The 16,334-nt window shown below is 68.9% G+C and carries 15 protein-coding genes and 1 tRNA gene; 4 read left to right on the forward strand and 12 right to left on the reverse strand.

The window, feature by feature from the left end:
- Positions 1–398: DUF6855 family protein (locus Q8R27_RS02395; RefSeq protein WP_305697511.1), on the forward strand; the 398-nt coding region annotated here is incomplete at its 5' end.
- On the opposite strand, the gene Q8R27_RS02400 is transcribed toward Q8R27_RS02395, so the two are convergent.
- Together Q8R27_RS02400 and Q8R27_RS02405 are read right to left on the reverse strand one after the other, a co-directional pair.
- Positions 392–4,510 carry a translocation/assembly module TamB domain-containing protein gene (locus tag Q8R27_RS02400; protein WP_305697512.1) on the reverse strand — a complete coding sequence of 1,373 codons (4,119 nt, stop codon included), beginning with the start codon at positions 4,508–4,510 and terminating at the stop codon, positions 392–394. The genes Q8R27_RS02395 and Q8R27_RS02400 overlap by 7 nt on opposite strands.
- 56 nt (positions 4,511–4,566) lie before the next feature.
- Positions 4,567–6,351, reverse strand: coding sequence for an autotransporter assembly complex family protein (locus tag Q8R27_RS02405; protein WP_371134635.1), 1,785 nt, complete (start codon positions 6,349–6,351; stop codon positions 4,567–4,569).
- A 285-nt stretch (positions 6,352–6,636) separates the two neighbouring features.
- On the opposite strand from Q8R27_RS02405, the gene Q8R27_RS02410 reads away from it, so the two are divergent.
- Genes Q8R27_RS02410 through Q8R27_RS02420 form a run of 3 tightly spaced genes read left to right on the forward strand, consistent with a single transcriptional unit; the run spans position 6,637 to position 10,020 of the window.
- Complete coding sequence (locus Q8R27_RS02410) at positions 6,637–8,076, forward strand: circularly permuted type 2 ATP-grasp protein (RefSeq protein WP_371134636.1); 1,440 nt, start codon at positions 6,637–6,639, stop codon at positions 8,074–8,076.
- A complete protein-coding gene (locus Q8R27_RS02415; RefSeq protein WP_305697513.1) occupies positions 8,073–9,017 on the forward strand; it encodes an alpha-E domain-containing protein in 945 nt (314 codons plus the stop codon). The genes Q8R27_RS02410 and Q8R27_RS02415 overlap by 4 nt, the downstream gene beginning before the upstream one ends.
- A gap of 25 nt (positions 9,018–9,042) precedes the next feature.
- A complete protein-coding gene (locus tag Q8R27_RS02420; protein WP_305697514.1) occupies positions 9,043–10,020 on the forward strand; it encodes a transglutaminase family protein in 978 nt (325 codons plus the stop codon).
- A 4-nt stretch (positions 10,021–10,024) separates the two neighbouring features.
- On the opposite strand, the gene Q8R27_RS02425 is transcribed toward Q8R27_RS02420, so the two are convergent.
- From Q8R27_RS02425 to Q8R27_RS02470, 10 genes are all read right to left on the reverse strand, one after another.
- Positions 10,025–10,432 carry a hypothetical protein gene (locus Q8R27_RS02425; protein ID WP_305697515.1) on the reverse strand — a complete coding sequence of 136 codons (408 nt, stop codon included), beginning with the start codon at positions 10,430–10,432 and terminating at the stop codon, positions 10,025–10,027.
- A gap of 73 nt (positions 10,433–10,505) precedes the next feature.
- Positions 10,506–11,537, reverse strand: coding sequence for a sulfate/molybdate ABC transporter ATP-binding protein (locus Q8R27_RS02430; RefSeq protein ID WP_305697516.1), 1,032 nt, complete (start codon positions 11,535–11,537; stop codon positions 10,506–10,508).
- Between the two features lie 19 nt (positions 11,538–11,556).
- The gene (gene cysW / locus Q8R27_RS02435; RefSeq protein ID WP_305697517.1) at positions 11,557–12,402 is read right to left on the reverse strand and encodes a sulfate ABC transporter permease subunit CysW; all 846 of its coding nucleotides are present in this window, start codon (positions 12,400–12,402) and stop codon (positions 11,557–11,559) included.
- Positions 12,399–13,298, reverse strand: coding sequence for a sulfate ABC transporter permease subunit CysT (gene cysT / locus Q8R27_RS02440; protein ID WP_305697518.1), 900 nt, complete (start codon positions 13,296–13,298; stop codon positions 12,399–12,401). The genes cysW and cysT overlap by 4 nt, the downstream gene beginning before the upstream one ends.
- A gap of 236 nt (positions 13,299–13,534) precedes the next feature.
- Positions 13,535–14,113 (reverse strand): hypothetical protein, encoded by a 579-nt coding sequence (locus tag Q8R27_RS02445; protein ID WP_305697519.1) that lies wholly within the window; start codon positions 14,111–14,113, stop codon positions 13,535–13,537.
- Complete coding sequence (locus tag Q8R27_RS02450) at positions 14,110–14,568, reverse strand: translation initiation factor 2 (RefSeq protein ID WP_305697520.1); 459 nt, start codon at positions 14,566–14,568, stop codon at positions 14,110–14,112. The genes Q8R27_RS02445 and Q8R27_RS02450 overlap by 4 nt, the downstream gene beginning before the upstream one ends.
- Positions 14,569–14,680: 112 nt before the next feature.
- A complete protein-coding gene (locus Q8R27_RS02455) occupies positions 14,681–15,160 on the reverse strand; it encodes a GNAT family N-acetyltransferase (RefSeq protein WP_305697521.1) in 480 nt (159 codons plus the stop codon).
- 92 nt (positions 15,161–15,252) lie between these two features.
- Entirely contained in the window at positions 15,253–15,507 is a 255-nt protein-coding gene (locus Q8R27_RS02460) for a hypothetical protein (RefSeq protein ID WP_305697522.1), read from the reverse strand.
- A 132-nt stretch (positions 15,508–15,639) separates the two neighbouring features.
- Positions 15,640–16,080, reverse strand: coding sequence for a group III truncated hemoglobin (locus Q8R27_RS02465; protein WP_305697523.1), 441 nt, complete (start codon positions 16,078–16,080; stop codon positions 15,640–15,642).
- Positions 16,081–16,146: 66 nt separating this feature from the next.
- Positions 16,147–16,221, reverse strand: a tRNA-Lys gene (locus Q8R27_RS02470).
- Positions 16,222–16,334: the final 113 nt, after the last annotated feature.

The following is a 16,334-nucleotide window of genomic DNA, read 5'->3' on the forward strand; positions in this document are numbered from 1 at the left end:
CCGGTGTGAAGGACGATCCCTGGACCCTGACCACGCCAAGCGGCGGGTCGCAGTTCCAGGCCTGGCGAGACGAAGCTCTCGATCCCCCCGCGCTGGTCGTCCAGGTCGGCAAGACCCAGTTGCGGTACGCCATCAGCGCCATCGATGACCTGCACGCCATGCTGCGTGACCACGGCGATTGGATGCTGCTTGGCGGCGCCGACGAGCAGAAGCCCGCCCCGGCCGACAGCGTCGAGGCCTGGGGCCGGGCGCCCGACAACCCGTACGGCGGCTGGTATGGCCTCAAGAAGGGCCTACGCGGCCGGTTTGGCGTCTATGTGCCGCCCGTGCTCGAGGCGTTGGGCCTCGTGGAGCTAGACCGATCGCCGCGTAACGGCAAGGTGCGGGCCGCTCAGTAGTCGCGCCGCCAGCGCACCGCGAGCTTGGCGTCCTTCTGTCCGGCCAGCTTCGACAGGATCGATAGGCTGCGCCCCACCCGCCATTCGACCTGCGCCGACGGCCCTTCGCGGCCGCCGCCGGTGATCTCCAGATAGACGTTGTCCGTCAGATACTTGCCGCCGGACACTGTGACGCCGGAAGCGTCGCCGCCGCCTAACGCCAGGCGGTCGAGCCCGGCGAACCCACGCAGCTCTCCGATCAGGTCGAAGCCGCCCCCGCCCGCCAAGGCCGATAGGGCCGAGGCGAGCTGGGCCGCCTCCAGTGGCGAGAGCTGCGACGCCGAGCGGCCGAACAGCACCTGGGACAGCACCTCGTCATTGGGCAGCACCGGCGAAGAGGTCAGCGTGATCTCCGGCTTCGCCGCGGTGCCGCGGATCCGCACCGCCGCGGTCAGCGCCGGATCGTCTCGTGTGGCGGTCAGGTCCAGGCGGATCTCCTGAGCGCGCGTGGACAGATAGACGACGCTCTGGGTGTCGAAGGTGAAGCGCTTGCCGGCGAAATCGTAGTCGCCGCGCACGATCCGCGCCGTCCCGCTCAGCACCGGCCGCGCCGTTGATCCCGCTACGCGGGCGTCCAACGAAAGCTCAAGGTCGAGGCCCCGGCCGCGTAGGAACACCCGCCGCGGCGCCTGCAGGGTGACGTCCAGAACCCACCCGTTCCCGCCACGCTTCGTCTGAGCCGGCAGGCCGCGATCCAGGGTGTCCGGCACATTGCGCTCCACCACCTCCATGGACACCACGCCGGACGGCGTCGGGGGGTCGGCGGCGACGTCGGCGCGGTCGATGGCCAGCGCGCCTGACAGCCGCACCTGACCGCTGGCCGCCCGGTCGATGGTCACCGGCCCAGTCGCCGAGGCTGTCGCCTGCTCATTGTCGATCAGCCTGAAACCCTTGAGATCGAGGCGAAAACTGCTGGCCCCTTCGCGGGTCAGGTTGATCCGCCCCTTGCCGGACAGCGTGCCGCCGTGACCATCGGCGCCGCTGGCCTGGGTCACGTCGATCGCCGTGTTGGCGAACTGGGCGCGGACCACCACGTCGCGCAACAACAGCCCCGTCGCGCCGTCCTCGAAGCGCCCTGCGTCCACCGCCGCCTGCCCCACGGCGCGCGGATCGGCAAGCGTGCCGGCCAGCGTCCCCTCGGTCCGCACGTGACCCGAGAGGCTGCGCTCGCCGCCGATGAGCAGATCCCACAGCGGGCGGATCTCGCCTTCCGCGAAGAACCGACCGCTCATCGGCCGGGTGCGTGCGACGGCGATGCGGACCGGCGCCGCGGTGGCGACCACCGGCACGGTCACCGCACCATTGGCCTTAAGGCCCTCGCTGTTGGTCGCGTCGAGGTCGAGCGTCAGGCTGTCTCCGGCCAATCGCGCCCGAAGCGCACCGTCCAGCCCCGACGCTGCATTGGCGCCGCGACCGCGCGCGCCGTCCAGCTTCGCCGACATAACGCCGTCGAGGCGCGCGCCGCGCCCGTTCAGGGTCATGTCGGCGTCGAAGCGGCCAGTGAGGTCCTCGTTGAGCATCTCCAGGCCGAGCTTGGCGACCTGGGCGCGGATCTCGGCGCCCCCGCCGGATAGGCGCGCGTCGACATTGACCCTGCCCCCATCAGCGGCGGCCAGCCTCAACCGCGCGCTGCGCTCGGGACCGCCGAAGCGCAGCACCGCCGGCTCGACGGTGCGCACCGCTCGCGTCCCGGCTTTCCCCGCACCGGAGAACGCCAACTCATAACCGGGTTTGGCTTCGGCCAAGGTCCCACCGCCATCGAGATTCCATGCCCCGCCGTTCATCCTGCCCTCGGCCTTCAACCGGTAGGGCAGCCTTGCCATCGGTCCCTCGGCGTTCAATGAGCCGTTGCGGATGGTCAGGTTCGAACCGCGCAGCGCCGCACCATCGGCGGTGAGCGCCAGATTGGCCTGCGCGCCGCCCCGGCCGTCGACGATCCTCACCCGGCCAGCGATGGATCCAGCGGTCAGGAACGCGCCAGGCCCTGCCTCCACCGTCAGATCGGCGGTGGATGGCGTGCGACGGCGCAGCGTCAGCGCGCCCGAGGCCTTCACCCCGCCGGCGTCGACGGCTAGGTTGGTGAGATCGACACCGCCGTGCGGGAACCGGAAATCCGAGCGCGCCCGCGCCGGACCGTATTCGGACTCCGCCGCGATCGTCACCAGCCCGGCCGCGCCGTCGGTCCTTCGCTGGAAGTTGAGCGTCACCCGCGCGGCCTTCAGCGGCAGTCGCGGCACGTCGATCACGTCGAAGTCGGCGATCAGGTCCGCGCGCGGCTGGGCCAACGAGCCGCCAATGGCGCCGGTCCCCTTGGCGCGCCCGGTGATCTCCACCGGGCCGGCGCGGAACGGGCCGTCGGCGGTCCAGTCGAGCTTGAACTTCAGCGCCCCGTCGCTGCCGAGCACGCCGGCGGTCTCTGCCTTGAGCGACGCGCCGGCCAGCTTGGCCTGGGCCACCGACACCTGCCTGCCCGCGATGTTGGCGCGCGCCTCGAGGCGCGGCGCGGGGCCTAGCAGCCGATCGGCCTCAGGATACCCGGTGGCGAACCGCTGGCCCTTAGCGTCGAGGCTGACGGTCCACGGCTTCCCCGCCCCGCCCTGGACCGCCGACCAGTCGGCGTCCAGCCCGCCGGAGGCGCCGGCGCGCGCGGCGGCGAGATTCGAGATCAGGACGCGCCCCTTGAAGTTCAGGCCGCCGAGCAGGCTGCGCCCGCCGCTGGCCTCGACCTTCAGGCCCGAGCCGGCGACGTCCAGACGGCGCAGCGACAGCCGCCCGTCGCCCAGGCGCTGGGCATCCAGCGCCAGGGTCGGACGCGCGCCCAGCAGCGCCGCTGCAAGGCCTCGTCCGGCGCCGCCGGCGCCCGTCAGCTTCGCCTCGACGCCCAGGTCGCCGTTGCGGCGGGAAAGGTTCAGCGGGCCGGAAACCCGCGACAGGACGTATCCGCCCAGGCCGATGTGATCCACCGACCCTTCGCCGGCGAAGCGCAGGTCCTTGGCGTCTCCGGTGAGCACGCCCGCGAGCCGCCCCGCTCCCGTGGCCGGTCCGCCGGTGATCTTCGACAGAGCGCGGGCGTCGGCCGTGAGCGTGAGACCCTTCGGGCCTGCGCGTTTCGCCTTGAAGTCGGCGAAGCCTTTCGCCGTCGCGTTGAGGTTCGCGGACCCCAGCCGCACGTCCACGGCGTACAGCCCGTCCGGCGCACGACGCGATCCGAAGGCGAAGCGCGCCTGCGGTCCGAACCGGGCGACCAAGGGCGCGGTGAGACGCGACGAGGCCAGCTCGATCCGCCCGCCGGCCTGTCCGCCATACGGTCGCCATGCGCCCTTAGCCGACAGGGGTCGCTGCTGGCCAGAGTCGGCGATCGCGGTGAACTTGCCGGAACCCGCCTGGCCGTCCGCGCGAACCGCCAGGCTGAAAGGCTGGTCCGCCGGCAGCCCGAGTGCGCCGGCCAGGGCGCCGCCGCTGGCTTCTTCCGCCAACGCCTCCACCAGCATCGGCCGGTTCTTACCGAGGTCGAAGCGGACCCGCAGGTGATCGCCGGCGTGCAGCAGGCTTTTCGCCGCTACCCGGCCGGACTGCCGGCCTCCGCTGCCGCGCGCCACGTCCAGCGCGCCGGTTACGTCATAGAGCCCGCGCCGATAGCTGAACGCCGGAGCCAGTTCGACTCGCGCCCCCAGCCGCGCGATGTGGAACGACACCGGCAAGCCGCCGGCCTTGCCCTTGGGCGTCAGCGTCGGGCGGCGCAGCAGCCGCAGGCTCTCGGCGTCGATGGAGTCGGCGTGGAAGCTGCGACGAAGCAGGTCGCCGTAGCGCCAGGTGACGTGGAGCTTGCTGGCCTCCAGCCAGACTCCCTTCTCGTCGGCGATGGTCAGCCGGCGCACGGTGAAATCGCGCCACACGTCGCCGTCCAGGCCCTCGATGCGCAGCTTTCCGAAACGTCCGATCTTCAAGCCCTCGAGCCGGGCCTCCAGTAACAACCGCCCCTGCGACGAGACCACGCCGTAGCGGGCGGCCACGAAGGCGCCGCCGATCAGCAGGAACAGCACCGCACACACCGCCACGATGATCTTGGGCAAGGTCGCGCGCCTGCGCGGCGGCGGCGTGTTTTCAGCCGGGGTGGCGTCAGGCGCGCTCAAAAGCTCTGCCCGATGCTGATGTAGATCTGGAAGGGCGCATCACCCTGGCGTTTCTCCAGCGGCACGGCGATGTCGGCGCGGATCGGTCCGAAGCCCAGGTCGTAGCGAACGCCGAAACCTGCGCCGACGCTGAGGTCCTTGCCGCTGGGATAGGGATCGCTGCCCACTGCGCCCGCATCGACGAACGCCACCACGCCCCAGCGGCGCGTCAGGTTGTGGCGCACCTCGAACGAGGTCTCCAACAGCGAGACGCCGCCCTGCGGCGTGTTGTCCGAGAGCCTCGGGCCCACCGCCTGGTAGCCATAGCCGCGCACCGACCCGCCGCCGCCGGCGAAGAACCGCCGCGACGCCGGAATCTCGGGGATCGAGCCGCCGACCATCGCACCGGCCCGAACCCGTGCCGCGACGACCGTCCGCGCCGCTTCGCCCAACGGAAGATAGACCGACGCCAGGGCCACCGTTTCCAGATACGGCAAGGTCGTCTCGCCGGTCAGCAGCGTGGGCTCCAGCCGCATGCCGACCCGCCAGCCGCGGCGCGGGTTCAGAGGATCGTCGGAGCGATCCAGAGACAGGTCGGCAAGTCCGGCGATCGCAAACAGGTCGCGCCCGAGCGGCGTCAGCGTGCCAGGCCGCCGTTCGTCGGTGCGGCTGAAGTCCAGCGAGCCGCCGACAGTCAGATAGGATGTCTTGCCGTAGCGCCGCTGCAGGTCGGCGCGGACGCCGACGCCCTTCTCGTCGTAGGCGTCGGTGCGGGTGCTGTAGGCCGCGGCGCCCAGCTTCAGCGTCTGCGCCGGCCTGCGCCAGTGCGGCAGGGCGACCTCGGCGGCCAGCCGGCTGTCGATGTTGGACAGCCGTCCGCTCAGAGACTGCGTGTCGGCGCGGCCCAGGACATTGTACCGCGTCCAGCGCGCATCCAGCCCGACGCCTTCGCTGGTGGAGTAGCTGGCCCCGGCTTCGAGCGTGCGGCGCTTGCGGTCGGCGAGGCTGACGATGATCGGGCGTAGCCCGTCTGTCGTGGTGTTCTGCTTCGGGGCCAGCCCTACGGTCACCGACTCGTAGACCCCGGTGTCGAGCAGCCGCCGCTCGAGCTCGGCGACATCCTCCGGATCGTAGACCTTTCCGGCGCGCCACGGCGCGAGGCGTCGCAGCCAGTCGGGGTCGGTGCGGCCGCGCGCGCCCGTGAGGTCCAGGCCGCCCAACCGCACCAGTTCGCCGGCGACAATCCGGTAGGTCGGCCGCACGGTGTGATCGGCATGGTCGACGATGACTTCGCGGGGCGCGGCGGCGACGTCGGCGTAGCCCTGCTTCTGCACCGTGGCCACCACCCGACCTTCGGCGGCGACCACGTCGGCCGCGCGGCCAGGCGCGCCGTCTCTCAGGCCCATGGCCGCCTCGCCCAAGGCGCGCACCGGGGCGCTGGGCTCGGGCGCGGTCCAGTCGACCTTCGGATCGGCGATCACGAAGCGTCCGCCGGGCGTCACCTTGACCACCGGCGTCGGCGCATCGCCCTCGCCGACGTCCGGGATCACCTCGTAGCCGTAGTAGCCCTCAGATCGCAGGACAGCGACGGCGTCCTCAGATGCTTCCCGCGCGCGTCGCCGCGCCTCGAACCGGTTGAGCAGAGGACGGTCGGTCTCGCCGATGGCCTTGACGATCGCGGTGCGCAGCGATGAGTCCATCTCGCCGTCGACCCGTGCACGCGGATCGGCCGCACGCGCCGGCGCAGCCCCGCTGAAGCACAGGACCGCGCATGCGGCCGCGGCGAAGACGATGCGTCCCACGCGTGTTTCCCTGCCGCCCCCGACGTCGGGGTGTAACGGCGGTCGCGCAGCATGTCACCACGCCGCGCGACGCTCGCGAAAAGCGCCCATTCGCTCAAGCCGCTTTCCATGCGGTGCGAACTTTGCCCAAATGTCGGGCAGTCGGGGCGCCTGCGAGCAAGTCGCTGCGAATGGCGTGCCTTAGACGGCCGCGTTCGCCCGCAGGATGCGCCGATGGACATGAGAGACGAGGCTGGCGTGGCGTTGAGCGTAGGACCGGAACAAGTCGCCGGAGAGGCCCGCATCATGGAGCCGGCGGTCGCGCCCTACGACGAAATGATCACGCCAGGTCAAGATGTACGCCCGCACTACGCGGCGCTGGCCAACCGGCTGTCGACACTGGGCGCCCAGGAGCTTTCCGAACGCCAGCGCACGTTGGAGCGGTTCTTTCTCCTGCAAGGCATCACCTTCACCGTCTATGGCGGCGAAAGCTCCACCGAGCGGATCATCCCCACCGACCTGCTGCCGCGAATCATCCCGTCCGACGAATGGACCAAGATCGAGCGCGGGCTGACCCAGCGCCTGCGCGCGCTGAACATGTTCCTGGCCGACATCTACGGCGACCAGCAGATCCTGATGGACGGCGTCGTCCCGCGCGAGCTGGTGCTGCAGGCCCCGTCGTACCGGCGCGAGATGCAGCACCTGTTCGTGCCGCACCAGGCTTTCGCAAATGTCTGCGGCAGCGACCTCATCCGCCAGCCGGACGGCTCCTTCGCCGTGCTGGAGGACAATCTGCGGGTGCCTTCGGGCGTCTCCTACATGCTCGCCAACCGCGAGGCGTCGAAGCGGGTGTTCCCGGGTACGTTCCGTGGCGCCGGCGTGCGCTCCATCGACCGCTATCCCGACCTGCTGCTGGCGACCCTGAAGAGCATGGCGGCCGATTGGCGGCCCGACCCGCAGGTCGTGGTGCTGACGCCGGGGGTCTACAACTCCGCCTATTTCGAGCACGCCTACCTGGCCCGCCTGATGGGCGCGCCGCTGGTCGAGGGGCGCGACCTGGTGGTGCACGACAACCGCGTCTACATGCGCACCACCACGGGCCTTCGCCGTGTCGACGTAATCTACCGCCGGGTCGACGACGACTTCATCGACCCCCTCACGTTCCGTCGTGACTCAGGACTGGGCGCGGCGGGGCTGTTCAACGCCTACCGCGCCGGCGCGGTGGTGATCTGCAATGCGCCTGGCACCGGGGTCGCCGACGACAAGGCGGTCTACGCCTATGTGCCGGAGATCATCCGCTACTACCTGGGCGAGGACGCCATCCTGCCGAACATCGAGACCTTCCTCTGCCGCGACCCGTCGCAGCTCAGCTACGTGCTGGCCAATCTCGACAAGCTGGTGGTCAAGGCGGTCGGCGCGTCCGGCGGCTACGGCATGCTGGTCGGCCCCCACTCCACCCAGGCCCAGCGCGAGGAGTTCGCCGACGCGCTGAAAGCCGATCCCGCCAACTACATCGCCCAGCCGACGATCCAGCTCTCGACCGCGCCGTGCCTGGTCGACCAGACGATCGAGCCGCGGCACGTGGACCTGCGCCCGTTCATCCTGTGCGGCGACAAGATAACCGTCACGCCCGGCGCGCTCACCCGCGTCGCCCTGCGCAAGGGCTCGCTGGTGGTGAATTCCAGCCAGGGCGGGGGCTCCAAAGATACCTGGGTGCTCGACGACGCCGGAGAGCTGCGCCCATGATGCTCGCCCGTGTCGCCGACAGTCTCTACTGGATCGGCCGCTATATCGAACGCGCCGAGCACATGGCGCGGCTTTCCGACGTCATGCTCAACGCCACGCTCGACCGCACGGAAGCGGCCTACGAGGTGGCGCAGATCGCCATCGCCGCGGTGGGCGAACCCGACCCGTCCAAGGCGGCCAACCCCTATCAGGCCGCACTCGCCCTAGCGCTGGACCGCGAGGACGCCGGCTCGATCACTTCATCGCTAGCCAAGGCGCGCGAAAACGCCCGCCAGGTGCGCGATCAGATCACCACCGAGACGTGGGAGCGGTTGAACCTGCTGTACCTGCGCCTGACCGGCCCCAACGCCGACAAGGCGTTCGCCGACGGCTCGTCGACCTTCCTGCACGAAGCGATCGCCGACCTGCATCTGTTCAAGGGGGCGGCCGACGCCACCATGAGCCATGGCGAGGGCTGGCGCTTCCTGCTGCTGGGCGTCTATCTCGAACGCGCCCAGCTGATCGGACGGCTGCTGGAGGTCTGCTTCGGCGATGCGCGCCGCGGGCCGATCACCGACCACTTCGCCCTGACCAGCCTGCTGCGCATGAGCTGCGCGCTGGAGCCCTATCTGCGGGTCTACACCGCCGACATCCAGCCGCGTTTCATCCAGGAATTCCTGCTGCTCGACGAGGAATTCCCGCGCTCAATCCGTTTCTGCACGTCGCGGATCGAAGAGCATCTCTCCAGCCTGACCCGGCACATGGATGTTCCCGGTCAGGTGGGGCCCGAGCGCCTCGCAGGGCGGCTGAAGGCGCGGCTGCAATACGCCGACATGGATGAGCTCGAGGCCAGCGGGGTCAGCGCCTTCCTGTCCAGCATCCTGGACGAGTGCGCGGCGATCCATCGCGGACTCTACGAGACCTTCGTAGCCTATCCCCTCGAGCTGCGACTGCCTGCCTAAAGACCCCCGCCTAAGGACCCAAGCCTTGCTCCTCGAGATCCGCCACGTCACCCAGTACCACTACGACGACGACGTCCGGGAAAGCGTCATGGAGCTGTGGATGCAGCCCCAGAAGGGCTCGCATCAGCGGCTGGTGAGCTTCGAGCTCGACCTCGACCCGCCGGCCCAGCTGTTCTCCTACGCCGACCCGTTCGGCAACGCCGTCTACCACTTCGACGTTCCCCAGCCGCACGACCGCCTGACCATCCAGGCCCGGTCGGCGATCGAGACCCAGCCGCCGCCTGCGCTGCCCGAGGCGCTCGACATGGGCGAGTGGGATCGGTTGCGCGGTGAATTCGTCCGCGGCGAGAACTTCGACTTCCTGTATCCGCACGGATTCGCCGTGCCGACGCCGGCGCTGGAGGCGTTTATCGACGAGCACCAGCTAGACCGGTTGAAAGCCCGCGATCCGCTCACTGCGGTCCGGGCCCTGTCGCAGGTTATCTACCAGGCCTTCGCCTACGATCCGGACGCCACCGACGCCGACAGTTCAATCGATGTCGCCCTGGCGGCCCGCGGCGGCGTCTGCCAGGACTTCGCCCACATCATGATCGCCATCTGCCGGTCGTGGGGAATCCCGGCGCGCTACGTTTCCGGCTACCTGTTCACCGACCGCAGCGGCGGTGACCGCTCCGATCCCGACGCCACCCACGCCTGGGTCGAGGTGTTCCTGCCGAGTGTGCGCTGGGTGGGCCTGGATCCGACCAACAACATCGCCACAGGCGAGCGCCACGTGGCCTGCGCCATCGGCCGCGACTACGCCGACGTGCCGCCCTCGCGCGGGGTCTACAAGGGCGAGGCTGACAGCCAGCTGGCGGTGGGCGTGTCGGTGCGCCGGGCCCGAGCCGCGGTCACCGAGCCGGAATTCATGCGGGCGGCCCAGACCACGGCGTCACGCGATGGCCGACGTCGGGGTCCGATCGGCGGCCTCTCCTACGACCAGCAACAGCAACAACAACAGTAGTCGCTCAGCGGTCGCCGAGCTGCAGGCTCGCCACACGAACGATGCTGCTGGGCGGCGTGGGGATCACCTTGGCGAGGCCCTCGCCATGTTGGTCCGCATCGTCATAGGCCAATTGCAGCGTCACTTCGCTGTCCCCGCGGACGAGCAGCACGTCGGCGGCGTCCGTGCGCAGATGTGACCGCTGCAAGGCGTGATCGACGGCCGCGCGCGCCAGTCGTTGGGCGCTGGCCTCGTCGGCCGCCAGGGCTGCGGCTTCCAAACCGTCCCGTGCGGCGCGTTGCAGCGCTCCGCCCATCCGTGCGTGTTCGATCCACAGGTTCAGGCCCGCGCCTAGCAAGAGCATGGCTGGCGCGAGGAACGCGAGCTCGACCCACGGCACGCGCCGAGCCGCCTTTTCAATGAGTGAATTCATGGAGAGCGCGCCAGTCATGCGCGACCTATCGCCGCGCCGAGTGAATCGCACGTTAAAGTCGAGCTTGTCAGTCTTACGCGGGAAAGACGTAAGCCTTACTGGGCGCCAATCGCAGCTTGGCGCCGGGCGCGAGGCCCTGCGCATTCTCCCGCGCGAAGTGGGCCTCGAACGGCAGTCCCGCCAGTGTCAAACCCTCAATGTGCACGACCGGCCCCTGGGCGGTGACCCGGTGGGCCACCACGTCGAAGCCGTCGCCATCCGCGGCGGGCACGAGGTCGTGCGGGCGCACGAAGGCGGTCGCTGAACCATTGGCGACGCCCGGCGCGGCCAGCGTGAGGCCTCCCCCCGTGAAGCGCTCGGCCTGAACGTCGCCTTCGAAACGGTTGGCGGCGCCGACGAAGCCGCAGACGAACGGACCGCTGGGCGCGTCATAGACTTCGGTCGGCGTCCCCACCTGCTCGATGCGTCCGAGGTTCAGGATCGCCACGCGGTCGGCCAGCTCAAGCGCCTCCTCCTGGTCGTGGGTGACGAAGATGGTGGTGACGCCGGTGGCGTCGTGGATGCGACGCAGCTCCTTGCGCAGCGACTTGCGCACCGTGGCGTCTAGCGCCCCGAATGGCTCGTCGAGCAGCAGCACGCGCGGATTCACCGCCAGGGCCCGGGCCAGCGCGACGCGCTGACGCTGGCCGCCGGAAAGCTGATTGGGGAAGCGCTTGCCCAGGCCGTCCAGCTCCACGAGCTTGAGCAGCTCGTCGACGCGCTTCAGGATCTCTTCCTTGGACGGGCGCTGGGCGCGCTTTCGCACGTCGAGACCGAAGGCGACGTTGCGCGCCACGGTCATGTGGCGAAACAGGGCGTACTGCTGGAACACGAAGCCGACCCGACGGTCGGCGGCGCCGGCCAGGGTCATGTCCTGATCGTCGAACAGGATCTGGCCCTTCTCGGGGAATTCGAGGCCGGCGATCAGTCGCAGCAGCGTCGTCTTGCCCGAGCCCGAAGGACCCAGCAAAGCCAGCAGCTCGCCCTCGGCGATCTCCAGGGTGACCCCGTTGAGCGCAGGGTAGCGGTCGAAGGTCTTTTCGATGTCGCGGGCGGTGATGGTCATGAGGGGTGCGGGCTACCGGTCAATGGCCAACCCGGCCGTGCGGCTGGGCGACTTCTAGCAGGGTCTTCAGCGTCAGGGTCACCACCGCCAGGCCGCACAGCACGCCGGCCACGGCGAAGGCGCCGACGAAATTGTACTCGTTGTAGAGGATCTCCACGTGCAGCGGCATGGTGTTGGTCATGCCGCGGATGTGGCCGGACACCACCGACACTGCGCCGAACTCGCCCATGGCGCGGGCGTTGCACAGCAACATCCCGTAGAGCAGCGCCCAGCGGATGTTGGGGGCCGTCACACTCCAGAACGTGCGTAGGCCCGACGCGCCCAGCGAAACCGCCGCCTCCTCCTCGTCGACGCCCTGTTCCTGCATCAGCGGGATCAGCTCGCGCGCCACGAAGGGGAAGGTCACGAACACCGTCGCCAGCACGATGCCGGGCGTCGCGAAGATGATCTTAATGTCGTGGTCGATCAGCCACTCGCCGAACCAGCCCTGCGCCCCGAACACCAGGACGTAGATCAGCCCCGCGACCACCGGCGACACCGAAAACGGCAGGTCGATCAGGGTGATCAGGAATGGCTTGAAGCGGAACTCGTGTTTGGCGACCGCCCAGGCGGCGCAGATGCCGAAGAACGCGTTGAAGGGCACGGCGATCGCCGCTGTCAGCAGCGTCAGCTTCATCGCCGCCACGGCGTCGGGCTCGCGGATCGCCTCCAGCGCCGGGCCGACGCCACGCCGCAGCGCCTCGACGAACACCGTGACCATGGGCAGGATCAGCACCAGCACCAAAAACGTCGCCACCACCGCCAGGATCAGCGCCTTGATCCAGGCCGGTTCTTCGGTGGCGAGCCTCGCTGTCGCGCGCTTCATGCGAAACGCCTCGCATAGGCCTGGATGGCGTTGATCACGAACAGCATGGCGAATGAAACCAGCAGCATGACGACTGCGATCGCCGCCGCGCCGGCATAGTCGTACTGCTCCAGCTCGATGATGATCAGCAGCGGCGCGATCTCCGACTTGTAGGGCATGTTGCCGGCGATGAAGATCACCGAGCCGTATTCGCCGACGCCGCGGGCGAAGGCCATGGCGAACCCGGTGACCCAGGCGGGCGCCAGCGACGGCATGATGACGCGCAGGATCGTGTCCAGACGGCTGGCGCCCAGACTGGCCGCGGCCTCCTCCACGTCGTGCGAGAGATCGCGCATCACCGGCTCCAGCGTGCGCACCACGAACGGCAGGCCGATGAAGGTGAGCGCGATGATCACGCCGAGCGGCGTGTAGGCGACCTTGACCCCCAGCGGCGCCAACAGGCCCCCGACCCAACCGTTCTCCGCATAGAGGCTTGCCAGCGCGATCCCCGCCACCGCGGTGGGAAGCGCGAACGGCAGGTCGATGATCGCATTGACCGCCGCCTTGCCGGGAAACTGGTAGCGCACCATCGCCCAGGCCGTCGGAAGGCCGAACAGGCCGTTGATCAAGGCCGCCACCAGGGCCGCCCCGAACGAGAGTCGATAGGCCGTGAACGCCCGTTCCGAGAAGGCCGCCGATAGGAAATCCGCGGGCCCCTGCCCCGCCGACCGGAGGATCACCGCCGACAGCGGGATCAGCACGATGCACGACAGGATGGCGAGGGTGACGCCCATGGTCAGGCCGAAGCCCGGGATGGCCGAGCGCCTGCGCCAGGTCCAGCCACGCCGGGGCGCGGCCTGCACGGCCGTGCGCTGAGGCGCGTTCGCCACGATGTTGCGATCAGTCGGGGCGGTCATGGGGAAAGCGGCGCTGGCCCTTTTCGACACGAAAACGCCCGCGCGCCAGGAAAGCGTCAGCCCCCTGTCCGCCAGCTCGCCTCCCGCTAATCCCTAGTTCGTCTATCGACAATAGAGATTTTCTGCGGAGCCCCCCGCGAAAGCTGGATCGGGGTCATCCGCCGAGCGGCGGGAAGGCCTGCATGCGGAAATGGTCGATGCGCCACCCGTCACCGGTGGACCGCAACGCCGCCGCGTTAAGGCGTTTTGGGTTCAATCGACTTGTCCTTCAATGATGCCCGGAGGCGCTCGATGAACGACTCGATGTTCGCCCGTACCGACGCCTCGTTCGCCAACCTCAAGCGCTCCACGCCAATCAGCGCGTCGCCCATGGTAGCGGTGCCCGTCGCCGCCACCGTGTCATCGAACACCACGCCGCCGCTCTTCAGGTCGGTGGCGCTGTAGCGAACCCTTGTCGTCACCGACATGTCGAGCCCGGCAAGAGGACGTTTCAGGTCGATCATACTTGCTGTGATCTCAGAGGTCGCGGCCTGGGCCTCGTCGGCAAGGTAGTTTGCGGCGCGCAGCGAAGCCTCGAGGGCGGCCTTGAAGTCGACGTTGGAGATGTTCGACATCCAGAGGGGATTGGTCTCCGAGCCGCCTTGCGTCGCGGCAACTCGAAATTGCCGGTAACCTAGTTCGCCAGCCGATGCAGGCGCTATCGTCGGGGCGGCGATCATCTGTGTGGAGCGCGCGCCCGACGCGCAGCCTGTAACGCCTAACGAGGCGGCCGCGAGCATCAGGGCCATCCCGGCCTGAAGCATGAATCTGGTCATTGCGTGATCCCCTGTGTTCCAGGCGCTGACGCGCCCGCGGCGGCTTTGTCCACGATGGTCTCTGCGTCCTTCTTCTCGAGGACGATATGGAGTGGATTGGGACTGAGGTCGTTCATCGCCCCGCTCGTCGCGTCGACCCCGACCCCGATGATCCCGCCGAAGATGATGTTCCCAGCCATGCCCGCCCCGCCGGCGCCCGCGATCTGCGTGCGGACATAGGACGAGGCGTTCTTGTAGCCCGCCTTTGAAGCAGTGACTTCGAACGGATCCTTGCGCGGCATCTTGAAGACGCAGGGCGTCGCTGGGCAGCTAAAGCCGCTAGAAGTCCTCACCGTCGCGCCTGGTGGTGTGGATTCCACGACGAACGAGGTCGTGGTCCCGCGGGTGATGGTCGCGCAGGCGCCGAGCGAAAACCCAAGCGCGGTCGCCGCCGCAAAGCGGATAGATAGCTTCACCATAGCCTCCCCACAACCTATGGTGAAGCTTACATCAGGTGACAATGTTGTCGAGAAAATTACTCTCTTTGATTGCGGTTCGGGCCAGCGAAAGCAACCAAAGAGGGTGACGTCATGCCGACTTCAAATGCTTCTCCATCGCATAGTTGTGGATCGCAACGCCGCGCACCGTGAGATCGCGACGCGCGACGATGCGAAACCCTTTGCGCAAGAACATCCGGCGCGCCGCCTCGCTTGCCTCCATATACAGCCGCGAGACGCCGTGCCCGCGCGCCACTCTCTCCAAGGCGTCGTAGAGCTGGGAACCCACGCCCTTCCCTACGACTTCAGGCCGAAGATACGTGTGATCGATGTGACCGTCGGCTTCGAGGTCGATGTAGCCGACAGGCCCATCGGCCTCATCCGTCGCTACAAGGAAGCTCAACCGGCTGGCGGCACGGCGCTCGAACGACAGCGGGTCCGGCGGTGCAGGCGCCCACGCCTCAACCTGCAAACGGCTGTAGTCGCGCAGGCCCGCTTGGCGGACGGAAGCGAAGAACAGGGCGGCCAGCGCGGGCGCATCCGCAGGTCGATAGGGGCGGATCGTGATCACGGAGGGTCCTGCCGGCGCGGCAGACGGCTGCGCATGCGAGCCGTCCTACGCCGAGATTAGCCGGTGGGCGGGGCGATTCGTCCGCCGGAGTTTCAGGCTTTGTGGGCGTCCCAACCCAGCAGCGGCGACATCGCTTCCTGGCCGGGCGCGAGGTCGTGGAGATGGCTCTCGAATTCTCGCTGCTTCTCGAAGGCGCGGATCTTGTCGGCGAGCTTGTCGAACCTTTCGGCCAGTGCAGGAGGCGGCGCCCAGGAGCGGGCCGGGTCATGCGGTCCGGCGTCCAGCGGATGCTCGAACAGGGTCCTCATCTCGCGAAGGACGGCCTCAAGTTCGGAATATGGGTTCATGGCGGCTTCCTACCGGATCAGCCGACGAGGCGCCCTCGCCGGCGCCGCCCGCCCCCCGTTCATCCGCGAGGCGGGGGCAGCCTTAAAATAGGCCTGCGGACATAAACGTTCCAGGGGTGTGGCGACGTAGCCTCAAGGGCTCTCGACCGGTGGGAACTCGCCGCGACTGACCGCGATGCCCAGCTTGAGGCTCTGGGCGATCAGCTCCGAACGCGCGACGAACAGCGCTGCGGCGTCAGCCGGGCAGAGCCGGCGCACCGTCTCGTGGAACAGCTCCAGCCAGCGGGCGAAGTGTTTGGCCTCGATGCCGCCCACCGCCACATGGGCCACCATGGGCGATCCCTCATAACGCGCGGTGCGCAGCAGCACCGACGACCAGAAATCGCACAGCTTGGCCAAGTGCTGGCTCCAGTCGTCGCCCAACACGCGGCCAAAGATCGGCCCGAGGTCCGGATCGATTCGCACTCGGGCGTAGAAGGCGTGGACGACCTCGTGGATCATCGCCTCGGTGACCCCAACGGCGACGCCCGCGCCGACGCGAAGCTTTGGGTTCGCAGGTTGTTCGGAAATCACGCGCACGCCCTCCTGACCGCAGATATGGGGTCGGCGGCGCGGGGGCGCATCGGCCCGCGACGATGTTGGTAGGCCGGGTGGGGGTCGAACCCACGACCACTCGATTAAAAGTCGGGTGCTCTACCACTGAGCTACCGGCCCTCAGCGCGACGCGATGGTTTGCGTCGGGCGAAGCGGCGCGGACCTTACCCAGCAGGCCCCGACGAAACAAGGCCGCGGGAGCGTGCGGGCCGCGGGGCGCGTTTAGCCTGGAG

Origin of the sequence: Phenylobacterium sp., from assembly GCF_030697305.1 — a bacterium.
In the GTDB taxonomy this organism is placed as follows: Bacteria; Pseudomonadota; Alphaproteobacteria; order Caulobacterales; family Caulobacteraceae; genus Phenylobacterium.